The 16,766-nt window shown below is 71.3% G+C and carries 17 protein-coding genes; 11 read left to right on the top strand and 6 right to left on the bottom strand.

The window, feature by feature from the left end; all coding sequences use genetic code 11:
- Nucleotides 1-977 (bottom strand): GAF domain-containing protein (locus tag ACH01S_RS35945; protein ID WP_157406350.1); only part of this gene is annotated, 977 nt, incomplete at its 3' end.
- Between the two features lie 191 nt (nucleotides 978-1,168).
- Here ACH01S_RS35945 and ACH01S_RS35940 point away from each other — a divergent pair.
- Together ACH01S_RS35940 and ACH01S_RS35935 are read left to right on the top strand one after the other, a co-directional pair.
- Nucleotides 1,169-1,810 (top strand): response regulator transcription factor, encoded by a 642-nt coding sequence (locus ACH01S_RS35940; protein ID WP_370671598.1) that lies wholly within the window; start codon nucleotides 1,169-1,171, stop codon nucleotides 1,808-1,810.
- 237 nt (nucleotides 1,811-2,047) lie between these two features.
- Nucleotides 2,048-2,560, top strand: a complete 513-nt coding sequence (locus ACH01S_RS35935) for a CBS domain-containing protein (RefSeq protein ID WP_067902816.1) — start codon at nucleotides 2,048-2,050, stop codon at nucleotides 2,558-2,560.
- A 31-nt stretch (nucleotides 2,561-2,591) separates the two neighbouring features.
- Here the strand turns inward: ACH01S_RS35935 and ACH01S_RS35930 are convergent, their stop codons facing one another.
- The 3 genes from ACH01S_RS35930 to ACH01S_RS35920 form a co-directional block, all read right to left on the bottom strand.
- Entirely contained in the window at nucleotides 2,592-3,467 is an 876-nt protein-coding gene (locus tag ACH01S_RS35930; RefSeq protein WP_067902813.1) for a universal stress protein, read from the bottom strand.
- A gap of 252 nt (nucleotides 3,468-3,719) precedes the next feature.
- A complete protein-coding gene (locus ACH01S_RS35925; protein WP_067902837.1) occupies nucleotides 3,720-4,586 on the bottom strand; it encodes a universal stress protein in 867 nt (288 codons plus the stop codon).
- 53 nt (nucleotides 4,587-4,639) lie between these two features.
- On the bottom strand, nucleotides 4,640-5,473 hold the full coding sequence (locus tag ACH01S_RS35920) for a universal stress protein (protein ID WP_067902810.1): 834 nt from the start codon (nucleotides 5,471-5,473) through the stop codon (nucleotides 4,640-4,642).
- A gap of 574 nt (nucleotides 5,474-6,047) precedes the next feature.
- Between ACH01S_RS35920 and ACH01S_RS35915 the strand changes: the two genes are divergently transcribed.
- The 4 genes from ACH01S_RS35915 to ACH01S_RS35900 all read left to right on the top strand — a co-directional run bounded on the left by ACH01S_RS35915 (nucleotide 6,048) and on the right by ACH01S_RS35900 (nucleotide 10,108).
- Nucleotides 6,048-6,383, top strand: coding sequence for a hypothetical protein (locus tag ACH01S_RS35915; protein WP_148344466.1), 336 nt, complete (start codon nucleotides 6,048-6,050; stop codon nucleotides 6,381-6,383).
- A gap of 81 nt (nucleotides 6,384-6,464) precedes the next feature.
- Complete coding sequence (locus ACH01S_RS44090) at nucleotides 6,465-6,962, top strand: hypothetical protein (protein WP_148344465.1); 498 nt, start codon at nucleotides 6,465-6,467, stop codon at nucleotides 6,960-6,962.
- A 538-nt stretch (nucleotides 6,963-7,500) separates the two neighbouring features.
- Nucleotides 7,501-7,923: a hypothetical protein gene (locus ACH01S_RS35905; RefSeq protein WP_067902801.1), complete on the top strand. Its 423-nt coding sequence runs from the start codon at nucleotides 7,501-7,503 to the stop codon at nucleotides 7,921-7,923.
- A gap of 127 nt (nucleotides 7,924-8,050) precedes the next feature.
- Complete coding sequence (locus ACH01S_RS35900) at nucleotides 8,051-10,108, top strand: ATP-binding protein (protein WP_067902794.1); 2,058 nt, start codon at nucleotides 8,051-8,053, stop codon at nucleotides 10,106-10,108.
- A gap of 156 nt (nucleotides 10,109-10,264) precedes the next feature.
- Here ACH01S_RS35900 and ACH01S_RS35895 read toward each other — a convergent pair whose 3' ends face one another.
- Both ACH01S_RS35895 and ACH01S_RS35890 read right to left on the bottom strand, forming a co-directional pair.
- Nucleotides 10,265-11,125, bottom strand: coding sequence for a phosphotransferase family protein (locus ACH01S_RS35895; protein WP_067902834.1), 861 nt, complete (start codon nucleotides 11,123-11,125; stop codon nucleotides 10,265-10,267).
- Nucleotides 11,126-11,277: 152 nt separating this feature from the next.
- Nucleotides 11,278-11,985 carry a FadR/GntR family transcriptional regulator gene (locus ACH01S_RS35890; protein ID WP_067902790.1) on the bottom strand — a complete coding sequence of 236 codons (708 nt, stop codon included), beginning with the start codon at nucleotides 11,983-11,985 and terminating at the stop codon, nucleotides 11,278-11,280.
- Between the two features lie 153 nt (nucleotides 11,986-12,138).
- On the opposite strand from ACH01S_RS35890, the gene ACH01S_RS35885 reads away from it, so the two are divergent.
- The 5 genes from ACH01S_RS35885 to ACH01S_RS35865 are packed head-to-tail and all read left to right on the top strand — an operon-like array spanning nucleotide 12,139 to nucleotide 16,753.
- Complete coding sequence (locus ACH01S_RS35885) at nucleotides 12,139-12,381, top strand: biotin/lipoyl-containing protein (RefSeq protein ID WP_067902786.1); 243 nt, start codon at nucleotides 12,139-12,141, stop codon at nucleotides 12,379-12,381.
- Nucleotides 12,378-13,409, top strand: a complete 1,032-nt coding sequence (locus ACH01S_RS35880; protein ID WP_067902783.1) for a thiamine pyrophosphate-dependent dehydrogenase E1 component subunit alpha — start codon at nucleotides 12,378-12,380, stop codon at nucleotides 13,407-13,409. Before ACH01S_RS35885 ends, ACH01S_RS35880 begins: the two co-directional genes overlap by 4 nt.
- 11 nt (nucleotides 13,410-13,420) lie before the next feature.
- Nucleotides 13,421-14,389 carry an alpha-ketoacid dehydrogenase subunit beta gene (locus ACH01S_RS35875; RefSeq protein ID WP_218010523.1) on the top strand — a complete coding sequence of 323 codons (969 nt, stop codon included), beginning with the start codon at nucleotides 13,421-13,423 and terminating at the stop codon, nucleotides 14,387-14,389.
- A complete protein-coding gene (locus tag ACH01S_RS35870; RefSeq protein WP_067902774.1) occupies nucleotides 14,386-15,732 on the top strand; it encodes an aminotransferase family protein in 1,347 nt (448 codons plus the stop codon). Before ACH01S_RS35875 ends, ACH01S_RS35870 begins: the two co-directional genes overlap by 4 nt.
- A 46-nt stretch (nucleotides 15,733-15,778) precedes the next feature.
- Entirely contained in the window at nucleotides 15,779-16,753 is a 975-nt protein-coding gene (locus ACH01S_RS35865; RefSeq protein WP_148344463.1) for an ABC transporter substrate-binding protein, read from the top strand.
- The last annotated feature ends 13 nt before the right edge of the window (nucleotides 16,754-16,766 follow it).

Here is a 16,766-nt window from a genome sequence, read left to right as displayed (position 1 = left end):
GAGCCCAGCCCGAGCGGCACCACCAGCAGCGGCCCGATCGGTACATGCACCGGGACCTTCGCCTCCTGCGCCGCCTTGCTCCCATCGGCCAACCGCAGCGCGACACCCTCAGAAAAGACCGGACCGGCGACCGAATGGTCAAGCCGCACCCGCAACCCCTCAAGCTCCTCGGCGCCTTCGCCGTGCGCGGACTCCACCACGAAATGATCGGCGCCCTCCTCAACGAGCGCCACCGTCGCGAGGTCGGCGTCGGCGATCTCTCTGGCGCGTTGCGCGACCAGCGCGGTCACCTCGTGCGGGTCCGTGCCCGACAGCAGCGCCGTGGAGATCTCCCCCGACGCCTCAAGCCACCGCTCCCGCCGACGCGTCTCCTCATACAACCGCGCGTTCTCGATCGCCACCCCCGCCGCCGTCGCCAGCGCGGTCACCACGACCTCGTCCTCCTGGTCGAACTCGCCGCCACCCGCCTTCTCGGTCAGATACAGGTTCCCGAACACCTCGTCCCGCACCCGAATCGGAACACCCAGGAACGACCGCATCGGCGGATGATTCGCCGGAAAACCACTGGAGGCAGGGTGCTCGCCCAGATCCGGCAACCGCAGCGGATGCGGCTCGCGGATCAGCAGCCCGAGGATCCCGTGGCCTTCCGGCCAATGCCCGATCGCCTCGATCTCCTCCTCACCGACACCGACCGTGACGAACTGGACCAGCCGCTCCCCCTCCTCACCGATCACCCCCAACGCGCCATACCGCGCGTCCACCAGCGTGATCGCGGCCTCGGTGATCCGCCGCAACACCGACTCCAAATCGAGCTCACTGCCCACCGAGACAACAGCCTCCAGCAGCGCATGCACACGATCACGCGTCGACCGCGCCGCCTCCAACCGCGCCTGCAACTCGGTCAGCAAATCGTCCAGTTGCAACTGCGGCAGGATCAGCCGCGCCCGCTCCCGACCGGTGCCGGATTCCTCAGCCACATCGCCAGTATCACCTACGAAATGCCGATGGGTAAGGACTCGGAACGTCGGGCCGCTTGCACTGTGGGCACCATGCCAAGGCCCCGACCACCGGGGAGGGTAGCGTCGGACACGTCACCACTGAGCCGAGGGAATCGAACGCCATGAGCGGGCAAACGCCACACAATGCGGAAACAATCCGAGTGTTCTTGATGGACGACCACGAGGTCGTCCGCCGCGGCGTGGCCGCACTGCTGTCCGCCGAGGACGACATCGACATCGTCGGCGAAGCCGGCACCGCCGCCGAGGCCATCGCCCGCATCCCCGCCGCCCGCCCCGACGTCGCCGTCCTGGACGTCCGCCTCCCCGACGGCGACGGCGTCACCGTCTGCCGCGAGGTCCGCTCCCAGATGCCCGACCTCGCGTGCCTCATGCTCACCTCCTTCGACGACGAAGACGCCCTCTTCGAAGCCGTCATGGCAGGCGCCGCCGGCTACGTCCTCAAACAGATCCACGGCTCCGACCTCGTCGGCGCCGTCCGCACCGTCGCCACCGGCCAATCCCTGCTCGACCCGCGCAGCACCGCCCGCATGCTCGAACGCATCCGCACCCGCCAAGACAAGAACGACCCCCTGAAAGGCCTCACCGAACAAGAACGCCACATCCTCGAACTCATCGGCGAAGGACTCACCAACCGCCAGATCGGCGAACGCCTCTTCCTCGCCGAAAAAACCGTCAAGAACTACATCTCCAACATCTTCGCCAAACTCGGCATGAGCCGCCGCACCCAGGCCGCCGCCCTCGCCGCCCAACTCAAAGCCGACCGCTCGAATTCCACGGAAAGGTCGGGCTGAGACCGCAGCAGTCGGCACACAGGCCCGCGCCGCGACCCAGCGCCGGGCAGAGGAGTACGACGAGCGGCTCGCGAAGCTGCGGTGACGACGGCACCGGCCGCCGCGACACATGGTCCCGTCCGCGCGCTGACGCGGAACTTCGACGTTCCCGGACGGAACGTTCACCCCCCGCCTGAAGGCGCCGCAAGTGGGGAGCATGAACCCATATGGGCAGCACACGCCCGGGGAGGGGGGACCATGACCGAGCCGCTGGAGCGGCGCGCCGTCGCCGAACTGATGTCCCGCGACCTGCTCACCATCGCCGAGGACGAGTCGGTGCTCATGGCCTGGGAGCTGATGTGCAAGGCCGAGGTTCACCACCTGCCGGTCGCCGACGTCCAGGGCGGCTTCCTCGGAGTCGTCGACGCCCAGACACTCACGGCCGCCTGGAACGCCATCGCACCCCGCGACGCCCGGCGTCCCGTGACCACCCTTCTCCCAGACCGGCGCCCCGCCACGGTGCGCCCGCAGGCAGCCGTATCCGAGGCCGCCCGAGCGATGCTGGACGCGGGCACCGACTACGCGCCCGTGACCGACGAACACGGTGCCCTGGTCGGCCTGGTCACCGCCCGCGACCTGATAGCCGCCCTCGCCGGTATGCAGCGCGAGATCACGCCGCGCACCTCGGGCATGCCGTCCCTGTACCGGGTCGAGCCGGTGCTCCCGCAACCTCCCGGCCACCCGAGCCGAGGCCGGATGGGCCCTGACTGACCGCCTCCCCACGCACCTTCCGGGCGCGGTCTCAGGCGGCGTACCGGAGCGGCGGGACGATCGCGACCGTACACGGAGCGTGATGCAGCATGGCCGAGCTGGTCGCGCCCAGAAGCAGCGGGTCCACGCCGCCGGTGCCGCGGTCTCCCACCACCAGCAGGTCGGCGTCGGCCGCCGCGCCCAGGAGAGCTTCCCTGGGACGCTCCAACAGCAGCGAGACCTCCACATCGACCTTCGGGTAGCGCTGACGCCAGGGGTGGACGGCCTCTTCGAGCTTGGCCGCCCGTGCCTGGAACAGCTTGTCCCTGTCGGTGAAGAGGGGCAGTTCCCAGTCCGGCACGGCACCGGGCTCCCACGCCCCGTAGACCACGCGCAGATCGCATTCGCGCAGCGCGGCCTCCTCGATCGCGAAGCCGACCGCCGCGTCCGCGCCCTCGGACCCATCGACCCCGACCACGACGAGCCCCCGCGGCCCGTCCGACCGCCGGACGGCGATCACCGGACGGTGCGTGAGCGCGGGCAACTCCACCGCCGTCGACCCGGCGGGCAGCCGGTGCCGCTCGTGCGAGCCGACCACGATCAGCTCCGCGTCGTCGGACTCGCACACCAGGGTCTCGCACACCGGTTCCCGCCTCAGCAGCGTGTGCACCTTCCCCGGCGCGCCCAGGTCGACGGCCCGCCGCGCGCCCTTGCGCAGCAGGTTCTCCCCCGCACGCTGCACGATCGCCTTGACGGACGGGTCCACGTGCCCCTCCGGGTACGGCCAGTGCCAGCAATGACAGATCGTCAGGTCGAGCCCGCGCAGCCGGGCCTCTTCGACCGCCCAGGACAGCGCGACGTCGTTCTCCTCGGTTCCGTCATAGCCGAGAAGGATGTTGGGCCGCTGGGCCCTCGGGAGTGCGACCATCGACGGACCTCCTTCCCCGAAATGCCGCCTTGTTACAAGTGTCAGCAGGCCAGGGCCGGTATTTGGAGAGGCGAAGGTCCTTTGCGCCGTCCGGGGGCGGGGGACGGCTGTGAGGAGACCCAGCGCGTCCACCTCAACCCGCGTTCGAGACGCCGACTGCCCGACCACACCCACCTGCAGTGGCACGTCGGGCTCGCGATCGCCCACAATGCCCCCGGCCTGGACGACAACGCCTACACCGGAGTGCCGCGCTCACGGTGCGGGTTCGCCGGGCGTGGGGACGATGGCGACCGGGCAGTGCGCGTGGTGGACGAGGGCGTGGGTCACCGCGCGGGCGCGCGGCACAGCCAGGCCCTCGCGGGCCTGCGAGCCCGCGATCACCAGATCGACGTCGCGGGACGCGGCGACCAGCGCGGCGGCGGGATTGTCCTGCACGATGTCCTCGACCACGTCGACGCCGGGGAAGCGTCGGCGCATGGGCGCGTGCGCCTCTATCACCCGCCACCTAGCCCGCTCCTCGATACGCCGCAGGTCAGCGCCCGCACCCGCTTCGTCCAGGGCCTGAGGGAAGGGCCAGGCGTGGACGACGCGGAGCCTTGCCCGCCGGGCCTCCGCGGCCCGGAACGCGTAATCCAGGGCGGCGGAGTCGTCGCCGAGGCCGATGCCCACGGCGATCTCCCGGCGATCGTCGGCCGGTTCCCCGCGCACCACGACGACGGGGCATGCGGCGTGCCGGACGGCGCCGAGCCCGACCGACCCGAGCAGGAGACCGGCGAATCCGCCGAGGCCGCGGTGCCCCACGACCAGTTCCAACGCCCGCTCCGACCTTTCCGCCAGGACGCGGACGGTACGTCCGGACACCAGGTCCACGCTCACCGGCACCTCCGGCCGCCGGTCGTGCGCGACGCGCTCGGCGCCCGCCAGCACCTCGCCCCCTTCCCGGGACAGCGAGGCCACCTCGCCGGGCGCCCTGTTCAGCGGGACGTCGAAGCCCCACCTCTCCACCACGTGCACGATCCCCAGTTCGCGCCCGAACCGGGCCGCCTCATCGGCGGCCCAGGCCACGGCCCGCTCGGACGGGCCGGAGCCGTCGGCCCCCACAATGATCGGATCGGTCATGGTCAACTCCTCCTCGGCCGGCCCGCGGCGGCCGTCCGCCGCGGGCGTGAAGATCATTCGTGGGTGGGGACGACCACCGCCGGGCAGTGCGCGTGGTGCAGGATCGCGTGGTTCACCCGCCCCAGCGCCATGCCGGGCAGGCCACGCCCGCGACGCGCGCCGACCACGACCAAGGCCGCGTTCTTCGACGCCTCCACCAGCGCATGGGACGGTGCCCGGTCGGACACCAGTTGGTCGACGGGGACGTCCGGATACCGCTCCCCTATCCCGGCCAGTGCCTCCGACAACTCCATGTCCTCGATCACCCGCCGGTGGGGGGAGCCGAACTCCCCGCCCACCGCGTGCAGCGCGAGAACCCTGGCGCCTCTGGAGGACGCCTCCTCGACGGCCCACTCGACGAACGCCCTCTCCTCGGGCCGCCCTTCGATCCCGATCACGATCTCAGCGGGCGCGTCAGCGGGATGGGGAGCGGAACGGGAGACCACCATGATCGGACACAGCGCATGCGCGGCCGTGTAGAGGCCGACGGAGCCGAACAGCAGCCCTTCGAAGCCGCCCAGCCCGCGCGATCCCACTGCCACCAGCTCCGCTTCCGCGCTCTCTGCCACCAGTGCTCGCCCCGGGTCCTTCGTCACCAGCCGCGTTTCCACATCGAGGCCGGGGTGGAGCTTCAGCGCGTACTGTCGGGCCTCGGCGAGCAGGTCCTCCCGCTCGGCGATCAACCGGCGCAGGGCGTCGTCGGGGATCGTCCCGTCCGCCACCAGCGCGCGCGACCCATGCACGAGACGCAAGGGAAGGCGATGCCGGACGGCATAGTCGGCGGCCCAGTCCAAAGCCCGCCACGCATGCGCCGAACCGTCGATGCCCACGATGATCGGGGACAACATGGGACGCTCCCTCCTGAATCCGCTTCGGATGTCCACTTCGACGCTAGGCCGCGGCCCCGCCCCGCGACCCCGGCCAAAGGTCCCGACCCCCCGGGACGACAGACATGCGCTTCCGAGCGGCTAAGGCCGTGGCTGGGCCGAACGTCCTCGACCGCTGTCGGTCGCAGGCCCAAGACTCGGGGTACCTCGCGCGCCTGCCGATACCAGGTTTGATTCAAAAGACCTTGGCGGCCTAGTCAACGCTTAAAGCGCGTGGGCTTCGTCGCAGTAGGGCCCGTCGGGGTTCACCAGGCCGGATTCGATCAGCAGCGAGCCTTCGTCCAGGCTGGGGTCAGTAGTCGGCGCAATTTAGGGTTGCCGACTCTGCTGCCCGGATCTCGTTTGCGGACGGCCGATGCCCGGCGGCTGCCCGAAGCGCCGCGAGTTCCTCCACCACGTGACCCCATTCGAATCCCTGACCGCTGCCCAGGAGGCGCTCGACAGGCGGGTGCAGACCGAGTTCCTGCGGTGGACGGTCGGCTAAGGTCTGGCCGCGATATTGCCGAACGCCGCTGTCTTCGCCATCGGTGCCGCGGTGCACAAGAACGGTCTCGGCACCGCGCTCACCGGCGATCTGGGTGACCTGCCCCCCGACCGGACCGCCCGGTCGGTGAACTCGCCGCCCGGCTCACCCGCCCGACCCGCACGCGCACCCCCCGATCCCGACGTCACGAGCAACTCGACGACGCCCGGCTCCACACCGACGGGCGCCGGGTTCCACACCGAGGAGGAGACCATCGCCGTCTACGCCGACGACACCTCCGTCGACACCGTTCTGGCGCGGCTCAGTGACGTGCACCTGGTGCAGTTCGGACCCGGATGGGCCAGTCGCGGATGCCCGAACCGGCCTCCGCAGATGCCCGCGCGCTGAGCGAGACGCACGACAGCGCGGACGAGCGCGCTGCCGTGGTGGCGCGCGCCGTCCGCCGCCATCTGATGTGGGCGGCCCAGCTTGACGCCGTCATCGCCCGGCCGCCGCTACGCGCCGGTGTTCGCCTGGCTTCCTGAGTGGCCCCCCGCAGGGTCAAGGTGCCCTCGGATCACGGTTCGCCTGGCGGCGGGCCCACCGCCCACCGTTCCCATTCCCCCGCAGACGCCTCCCGTCCCCGGTCCGCAGGACGAGCCCAAGTGGTCCTTCGGCGAGATCACCAACAGATCCGACCAGCCGCACACCATCCATTACCGCTCGGGAACCGATCAGGACGCCGCGCTGGAAATCGGCGACAAGGCCATGTACTTCACCCGCTCCGTCACCGGCCAGAACGGCACGGTGAAGATCGAGGGATTCCCCGCCAAACGCGACTGGGACTTCCAAGACGGAGCCGTCCTGGACATCACCATCAACTCCGACACCTCCTTCGTCCTCACCGACCGAAAGCAGAACAAGCAGGTCGCGGCAGGAAAACTGCTGACCGCCTCCGAAATCGGAGCCACCCACCGCCCATCCTGACCACACCCGCGCCAAGCCCGCCGCCGGGCGACCATCTCGCTGCGATGCGGGCGGTGTGCGCGTGGGACAACCGCGTCGTGCTGCCAACGCTGGGCGGGTGCACTCATCGCAGTGGGGCTGCCTGCATCGGGTCCGTGGGGATGGCAGCGATCGTTGTGGTGTTCAGGGTGCTGCCGATTCCGCGTCGTCGCGGTGTGGTGGCTTGGTCTGTTTCGAGGGCTCCGAGGCGCTGGTAGATCGCCACTGCGTCCCGCAAATGGGTCGCGGCGGCGCCGAGCGGCCCGTGCTTTCCGCTGCGTCGGCGTCGCGTTCCTCAGCGGACGTCCGCTTTCGCTCGTCCCGGGCTGGTCGCTCCGTCGTCGGGTGGGCGGGGGGTGGTGGTTGCGAATCGGATGGAAAGCGGCGGGTGAACGGTCTGCGATGTGGACGGCGTCCGTCCGTACCTTCCTGGCATCGGACGGCGGGCCGGACGCCTTGGGGCGGACGGCCGCCGCCCCGCCGGGCGGACCTGGCGGGGATCACGGAAGGGGCTGGAGCGATGACCAAGACCGAGACCCAGGACCGGCCGAGGCGGCGGGGGCGCCGCGCCGCCACCGGGCTGGCGCTGGCGGGCGCGGCCACGCTGGCCGCGCTGGCCGTGCCGACCGCGGCGTTCGCCGGCGGCGGTTCGATCTCCAACACCACGCTGCGCCCGGGCGACGAGGCGTGCGTGGCGGCGCACGCCGTCAGCTCGGTGAGCGCCTCGGGCAGCGCCAACGCGCCCGGCCTGAAGTTCAAGATCATCGGCCAGAGCGGCACGGTGGTGACGGGCTCCGGCTCGCCCGGTCCGGTGACGTCCTGGGGGGCGCAGACACAGGAGGGCTGGTACAACTGGCAGGGAGAGGGCGACTACACCGCGTGCGCTAAGAACAACGGCACGTCCAACGTGCGTCTGAACCTCATCGTCATCAACACGGTCTGAGCATGCCGCGCGGGCCCGTCCACCCGGGCGGGCCCGCGCCGCAGTGAGGCTGACCTCCCTGCCGGGTAAGGCGGGATGCCGGAAAGATGGGCGATGTCCCGGTGTCGTGGTCAAGGGGGGACCGCGCATGGCCCAGCGACTCGCCGACCGGCTCGCCACCGCCCGCCGCCGTGGCTTCGTCGGACGGCAGGACGAACTCGCGCGGTTCCGGTCGTCCCTGGAGAACGAGGACGCCCCACGCGTGGTGTTCGTCCACGGGCCCGGCGGCGTGGGCAAGACGGCGTTGCTGCACCAGTTCGGATGGCTGGGCGAACGGCAGGGCCGCCGCAGCGTGTGGCTGGACGGCCGGGAACTCGCCCCGGTGGCGTCCGCCGTGGTCGCCGCCCTCGGCGCCCAGATCTGCGGCGGACCGGACGAGGACCCCCTCACCGCGATCGGAGAAGTTTCAGACCTGCTGCTTCTCATCGACACCCTGGAGGCGCTCGCGCCGCTGGACCGCTGGCTGCGCGAGGAGCTGATCCCCCGGTTGCCGGACGACGCGCTGGCCGTCCTGTCTGGACGGGAGCGGCCGTCGCTAGGTTGGCGCACGGACCCCGGCTGGCGGGAGCTGCTGCAGACCATGCCGCTGGACAACCTCGACCCGGCCGATGGGCGCCGGATGCTGGCCGCGCGCGGATTCCCCGACGCCGACAGCGACACCGCGCTCGCCTTCACCCGGGGCCACCCCCTCGCGCTGGCCCTGGTGGCCGACGCCCGCGTCCAGCGCCGCTCCCCCGTCGCGCCGACCACGCCCGACGTCATCGCGGCCCTGCTCAGAAGCTTCGTGGACACCGTCCCGTCCCCCGACCACCGGGCGGGGCTGGAAGCCTGCGCCCAGGTCCTCGGGCTGACCGAACCGCTGCTGGCCGCCATGCTCGACCGGCCCGCCGCCGCCCCGCTGTTCGACTGGCTCCGCGGCCTGTCGATCATCGAGCACGGCCCGCGCGGGCTCTATCCGCACGACCTCGTCCGCGAGGTCCTGGCCGCGGAGGCGCGCTGGCGCAACCCCGACGGCCACGCGGCCGTCCGGCGCAGGGCCGCCGCCTACTACCGCGCCCAGTTCCAGCGGGCCGGTGGCGCCGCGCAGCAGAACCTGCTGCTGGACTTCGCGTACCTGCACCGCGACAGCTCCGTCCTGAAACCCTTCCTGGGGAAGATGGGACCGGGCGGAACCGACGCCGACACCTTGCAGGCGACAACGGCGACCGAGAACGACCGTCCGATACTGCGATCCTGGGTGGTGACGCATGAGGGGCCCGCGTCCGCCGACCTGTTCGACCACTGGACGGCGCGCCAGCCCCAGGGCTTCCTGGTGGTCCGCGACGAGGAGGGCGCGCCGGTCGGCTTCTCGCTCCAACTGGTGATCGAGGAGATGGACGACGGCGACCGGAGAGCCGACCCCCTCGCGGCCGAGGCCACAGCGCACCTGAACCGCGGCGGCGGGCTGAGCGGGCCGGAGACCGCCCGCCTCGTCCGCTTCTGGATGGACCGGGACGCCTACCAGGACATCTCCCGCGTCCAGACCTTCATCACCTTGCAGTTATCCCAGGCGTACCTGTCGACGCCCTTCCTTGCCTGGACCTTCATCACCTTCCGCGACCCGGACTTCTGGGCGGACGGCTGCGGCCACCTGGACTACCACCGGATTCCGTCCGCCGACGTCGAGGTCGGCGGCCACCGCTACGGCGTGTACGGCCACGACTGGCGCAGCGTGCCGCCACTCGCCTGGCTGTCACGGCTGGCGGACCGCGAGGCCAGACCACTGTCACCGCCGGGCGAACCGCCCCTGGAAAGACCGGAGTTCGCCGAAGCCGTCCGGACCGCGCTGCGCGACCTCGGCAGGGCGAACGGCCTGCGCGACTCCGCCCTCCTGCGGACGGGCCTGGCGAACCCCGCGAACGGGACCGACCGTTCAGCCGCCCTCCGCGACGCGATCCACGAAGGCGCCGCCCTTCTGGAGACGTCCCCCCGCGACCGGCGGGCCTTCCGCGCACTGCACCACACCTACCTGCGACCCGCCGGAACCCAGCAGTTGGCGGCCGAACTCCTCGGCCTCCCGATGACGACGTACCGCCGTCACTTGGCCGCGGGCGTCGAACGCCTGACGGACATCCTCTGGCAACGAGAACTCGACACCCGCCACTGACGCACGCCCGCGCGTACCCGCTTCATTGCCCTCACGCGACGGCAGGCCGCTGCTCTTTCAGCATCCATTGCGCGCCGCTACAGCCTTCCGGCAGAGGGGGCAACGGATGCCCCGCGACGTCCGTGCTCCACCGATGACGCTGTGCGCCGACGTCTTCTACAGGCCATCCAGTCGCCTGGTGACCGTGTCGAGTGTCGGCCAGGGAGGACCCTCGCGCAGCGAGCGCAGGAGTTCCTCTCCGAATCGCCTCCCGTTCGGAAGCTGGTCGCCAAGTTCCCAGCGCCAGGCTGCGACCATCGCGAGAACGAGTTGTCGGCACTCGTCCAGCAGTCCTTGGTCGACATTCGGATAGTGCTCGCAGACGGCCTCGGCGACGTGGGCGAGATCGAATTCGACGGGGCCGCGGCAGCACGTCTCAAGGTCGATGAACAACGGGCCGTTTTTCGTGCCGAGCACGTTGCCCGGATGCGGCTCGCCGTGAAGCAACTGCTCCACCGCGCCGTGGTCCTCGACCGCCCGTCGCAGGCTTCTGAGTCTGCTGCCGAGGAACACGCGATCCGCGTCGGCAAGTTCCGGCGAAAGACTCGGGTTGGCGACGATGCCTTCCGCCTCCGCGATTCGATCGGTGAACCGCGGGCTAGGCACGTCAACCGTGCGCATTCCGGCGTGCAACTGCTCCAACGCCTTGGCGTAGTCGACCGGTGAGATGTGCGGCGTCACGGGTTCGTAGTAGGTCCACAGCGTCACTGTGAAGCCATCGCGCGCGTACACATGTGGGCCCACCGAAGGTTCCAAGAGGCCCGTCGGACACCCGACCTGGGCGAGCCGTTGAGCGAGCCCGACCTCGAACTGTGCATCCTCATGCCCGCCGGAGGCGACCCGGGCAAGGACGTCACACGGCGTCAACCGCAGCGCCAGCCTGTTGGAGTTGTGGAGAACGATCGCGTCATTGACCGGCAGGTCGAGCGAAGCGGCGACCGAAGTCGCAGCCGCGACCGCACGCGTGATGTCGGTCATCTCCACCGTCGAATCCTGGCAGAGACGAGCGAGGGCCCGCGAGAGGAAAGACCCCCGGCGCAGCATCGCCGCAGCCGGTGATATCTGCTCGGATTGTCGGTCGGCTGGCGGTCGTCAGGTGGGCTCGGTCGGGTGATTCGGTTTCGCCTGGTTCAGGAGAGGGTCGGGGGTAGGGCGTTGAAATGGTCGTCGACCGATCGCATCGCGTCGGCGGCGTTGCCGCTGGTGATCGCGTCGTGGATGGCGAGGTGCCGGTCGACCAGCACCTGTTTGGAGATGTCGGAGCCGCAGGCGTCGAAGCGGTCGCTGCGGTTCGCGAGGTCCTGGGCCAGCACGTCGGAGAGCGCGTCGGCGAAGAAGGTGAGCGCCGGGTTGCCGGCGGCCCGGAGGAGCGACTGGTGGAAGGTCCGGTCGGCGGCGAGGATCTCCGCGCGGTCGTCCGTGGCCGCCATCGTGTCGACCGCCCGGCGCATGTAGGCGATCAGCACGGGGTCGGCGCGCCGCGCGGCCTCGTGGGCGGCCTGCCGCTCCAGCGCGATGCGCACCGACTCCAGGTGTGAGATCGGCAGGTGCGATGAGCTGATGGCGAGGTTCAGGGCGAGCGCCAGCGCGTCCGGTTTGAGCTGCTCCACGTAGGTGCCGGAGCCCGTGCGGCGGCGCAGCATGCCGAGGCCTTCGAGGACGCCGAGGCGGTCACGCAGGGCCGTCCTGCTGATGTTGAGCTGGGCGGCGAGGTCGCGCTCGGGAGGCAGCCGGTCCCCCGGGGAGAGCCCGCGCACCAGTTTCGCCAGTGCCGCGGATACCGGGTCCTCGGCGAAGACCTGGGCCAGCGATTCCTGCGTGGCCTCGTCTGTTGTCATCGGTTCGGCCGCCTTCTGTCGGCGGCAGTGTACTCCCTGCCGCGGTCGGATCATCTTCCCCCGAGTGGTTGACACCGTCTCCGCAGTTGGGACACATTTGGTGCTACCAATCACGGGATTGGTAGCACCAAATATAGCAGGGGAGTCTGCGGCATGGCGTTTCAGGTGACCGTCGAGGAGCTGGGCGACGGCGTCGAGGAAGCGACCTTCTCCGAGTGGCTCAAGGCCGTCGGGGACGACGTCGCGGCCGGCGAGCCGCTGGCCGAGGTGATGACCGACAAGGTCAACCTTGAGATCGACGCGCCGGTGGCCGGAGTGCTGCGCAGCCGGCTCGTCCAGCCCGAGGAGGTCGTCAGGCTCGGCCAGGTGATCGCCGAGATCGAGGTGTCCCGATGACGGCCGTGGAGCGTGGGGCGCCGGACCGGACGGAAGCGGCCGCCGGGCGCCGGGGGCGGGTCGATCCCACGACGGCCGAGGGACGCCGCGAGCTGTGGCGGGCCATGGTCCGGGCGCGGGCCTTCGACCAGGCGATGTGTGCGCACAACCCGCACTGGCACGAGGCCCGCGGCGAGGAGGCGGTCGTGGTCGGCGGGTTCGCCGGGCTGGACGCCGAGGACGCGGTGGCCCCGCATTTCCGCGGCGCGTGCGCGGTGAGCCTGATGCGCGGCGAGGATCCCGCGGTCGTCGCCGCGGGCGTCTTCGGCACGTCCGGGAGCCGATCGGGTGGTCACTGGCGGGGCGACATCTGCCCGACGCCGGGAGACCGCATGATCGGGATGTTCTCGGGCTCGCTCGGCACCACCGTCTCCTACGCGACCGGCGCCGCCCTGCACCTGTCCCGGCTCGGCGGCGACGCCGTCGTGGTGTGCGGCTTCGGGGACGGCACCGCGAACGCCGGCATCGTGTCGGAATCGCTGAACCTCGCCGCGATGCTCAGCCTCCCGATCGTCTTCATCTGCCAGAACAACCAGTACGCCACCTCCCTGCGGGCGTCGCGGGCGATCGCCGGCGGGAGCATGACCGCGCGGGCGGCCGGCTTCGGCATCCCCGCCGTCGACGTGGACGGCAACGACGTGCTCGCCGTCCTCGACGAGCGGGACCGCGCCGTCGACCGCGCCCGCCGGGGCGGCGGCCCGTCCCTGCTGCACGCCCTGACCTACCGGCTCGGCGGCCACTACCTGAACGACCCGGAGGCGTACAGGTCCGCCGAGGAGGTCGCGGCCTGGCGGGCGCGCGACCCGCTGACCCGCTTCGCCGACGAGCTGGCCCGGCGGGACGGCTTCTCCCGCGACGACGCCGAACACGAGCTGGCAAGGGAGACCGACCGCATGAAGGACCTGGTGGAACGAGCCAAGGAGGAGGCGCCGCCGGTGACCGCCGTGTCCGCCTCGGCCTACGCCGAGGACTGGGGGGCCGCCTCGTGACCCGGATGACGATGAGCGAGGCGATCGTGCGGGCCGTCGCCGACGCGATGGAGCGGGATCCGTCCGTCTACCTCATCGGCCAGGACGTCGGCGTGTTCGGCGGGCCGATGAACTCCGCCAAGGGGCTGTGGGAGCGCTTCGGCGACACGGGCCGGATCATCGACGCGCCGATCTCCGAGGCGGCGATGGTGGGCACGAGCGTCGGCGCCGCGATGGCGGGCGCGCGGCCGGTCGTCGACCTGATGTTCGCGGAGTTCCTCACCCTGGCGGTCACGCCGCTGGGCTTGGAGGGCGCCTCCGTCGCCTACCGGACGCGGGGACGCGTGACGGTGCCCCTCGTCGTGCGCGCGAAGTACGGCGTGGGCCCGCACCGCGGCCACGCCGAGGGATGCGTCGGAATGCTGATGGGCTTCCCGGGGCTCAAGCTGGTGGCGCCGGCCACCCCGCAGGACGCGTACTCGCTGATGGCCGAGGCCATCGCGGACGCCAACCCGGTGGTGTTCCTGGAGCACATGAGCCTGCTGCACGCGGGGCGCGGCGAGGTCGACACCGCGCTCCGGGTGCCGATCGGCGCGGCCCGGGTCGCCAGCGCGGGGACGGACCTGACCATCGCGGCGTCCGGCCTGATGGTGCGGCGCGCGCTGCGGGCCGCGACCGCCCTGACCGAGCGGGGGGTCTCGGCCGAGGTCGTCGACCTCCGCACCATCGTCCCCCTCGACGTCGACACGGTCCTCGCGTCGGCGCGGCGGACCGGACGGCTCCTCATCGTCGACGAGTCGTGGCCGGGCGCCGGTCCGGCGTCCGAGCTGTGCTCCCGGCTCGTCCGGGCCACCGGGGGCGCGCCCGGCTTCACCATCGAGTTCCTCACCCCACCGTCCACGCCGGTCCCGTTCGGCGCACCGCTGGAGAAGGCCTACGTCCCCGACGTGGAGCAGATCGTGGCGGCGGCGTCCACCCCGCAGGAGGCATTCCAGTCATGAGTTCCGACGCGGCCACCCGGGTCTTCCACCGGGACCTGGTGAACCTGCCCGCCACGGTGAGCCACGCCAAGGGCGTGCACGTGTGGGACACCGACGGCAACCAGTACCTCGACGCCTCCTCCGGAGGCAACGTCGTGATCAGCATCGGCTACGGCGTCGAGGAGGTCATCGAGGCGATGACCGAGCAGGCCCGGTCGGTGGCGTTCTGCGGCGGCTTCACCAGCGACGCGCAGGAGACGCTGGCCCGCGAGCTCGCCGCCTTCGCGCCGGACGGCCTGGACTACGTCCGGTTCGTCTCGGGCGGCTCGGAGGCCAACGAGACCGCGATCAAGCTCGCCCGGCACTACTTCGTCGAGACCGGCCGGCCGGAGAAGTACAAGGTGGTCGGGAGGTGGCGCAGCTACCACGGCAACACCCTCGGCGCCCTCTCGGCGACCGGCCACGTGCTGCGCCGGGTCGGGTACACGCCGATGCTGCTGCCCTTCGCGCACGCGGCGCCGCCCTACCGCTACCGCTGCCAGTTCTGCGCGGACGCCCCGGCGTGCTCCCTGCGGTGCGCCGACGACGTCGAGCGGGTCATCCTCAACGAGGGCCCGGAACACGTCGCCGCCTTCATCGCCGAGCCGGTGGTGGGAGCCGCGGCCATGGGAATGGTCGCCGACCCGGGCTACTTCGCCCGGGTGCGGGAGATCTGCGACAAGTACGACGTCCTGCTCATCGTGGACGAAGTGCTGACCGGCATGGGCCGCACGGGCCGCAACTTCGGGATCGAGCACTGGGACACGGTCCCCGACATGATCGCGTGCGGAAAGGGGATCAGCAGCGGCTACACCCCGCTCGGCGCCGTCATCACCACCGGCGCGATCCACGAGGCGGTGCGGACCGGGAGCGGCGCCTTCGAGCACGGGTTCACCTACGGCGGCAACCCGCTCTCCTGCGCGGTGGGCCTCGCGGTGCTGCACCACATCCAACGCCACGACCTGGTCGCCAACGCCGCGGAGGTGGGCGGCTACCTGCGCCGCTGCATCGAGGAGGCGATCGGCGACGAACCCGTCGTCGGCGAGGTGTCGGGCCTCGGCATGCTGCAGGGCATCGAGATCGTCGCCGACCGCGACACCAGGCGCCCCTTCGACCCCGCGCTCGGGGTCAGCAAGCGGATCGCTCGCCGTACCCAGGAGCTGGGTGTGCTGATCAACCCGTCCTTCAGCGGCAACGTCGACGGCCACCTCGGCGACCGCTTCGGCGTGTGCCCTCCCTACACCTTCACCCGCGCCCAGGTCGACGAGACGGTCGCGGCGCTGGCCCGCGCCGTGCGCGACGTCCAGGCCGAGGTCGCCCGATGAGCCGCACGGTCCGCCCGGGACCGCCGGGCCGAGCCAAGGAGTCGCTGTGAAACCGTCAATGCCGATCGGCGCCCTGCTGCTGGCGGCCGCGTCCCTCACCCTGACCGCCTGCGGCGGCGGCTCGGGCTCCGGCGCCTACGCCGGCAAGTCCGTCTGCGTCGACCAGTACGCCACCGCCACCGTGACCGACGAGCTCGTCAAGGGCATCCGCGGCGGGCTCGCGGACGCGGCCGGCAAGGGTCTCAAGATCACCGTGCAGAACCCGAACGCCGACACCGCGACGGAGCAGACGCTCGCCCAGACGTTCCTCAACAACGGCTGCGACGTCGTCGTCCCGGTCGGCACGGCGGCGGCGCAGCTCATGTCGACCGCGATCAAGGACGTCCCGGTGGTGTTCGCGGCCTCGTCCACGCCCGTCGACGCCAAGCTGGTCGACTCGATGGGCAGGCCGGGCGGCAACGTCACCGGCGTCGCCGACGTGATCGACCCGGTGCCCGACATCGACGCGATGCGGACGCTCATGCCGGATCTGCGCACGGTGGGGCTGGTGTGGAAGCTGGGCGACCCGGCGGGCGAGTCGCAGGCGCGCCAGGCCCGCGAGCACCTCGGCAAGCTCGGCGTCCGGTACATCCCGGCCACGATCACGAACGGCTCGGAGGTCACCCAGGCCGCCGAGTCGCTCGCCCACCGGGTGCAGGCCATCGAGATCCCCGGCGACACCACGACGCTGAGCGCGATCGGCGGGCTGATGAAGGTCGCCGACAGCGCCAAGATCCCCGTGTTCGGCGGCACCAGCGAGGTCGTGGAGGCCGGCGGGGTCCTGTCCTCCACCTACGACTACAAGGTCGTGGGCGAGCACGTCGCCAGGCTCGTGCGCGCGATCCTCGACGGCGCGGACCCCGCGACCACGCCCGTGGTCGTCCCGCCGACCGCCGGGCTCGACCTCAACCTCACCAAGCTCGGCACGCTGGGGATCACGGTGCCGGAGAGCCTCAAGAAGTCCGCGGTCACCACTCACTGACGCCGGGAGCGTG

It is taken from the genome of Actinomadura chibensis NBRC 106107, assembly GCF_001552135.1.
Classification (GTDB): domain Bacteria; phylum Actinomycetota; class Actinomycetes; order Streptosporangiales; family Streptosporangiaceae; genus Spirillospora; species Spirillospora chibensis.
Note: the sequence above shows the minus strand (reverse complement) of the source record. Positions and strands in the feature narration are given on the sequence as shown.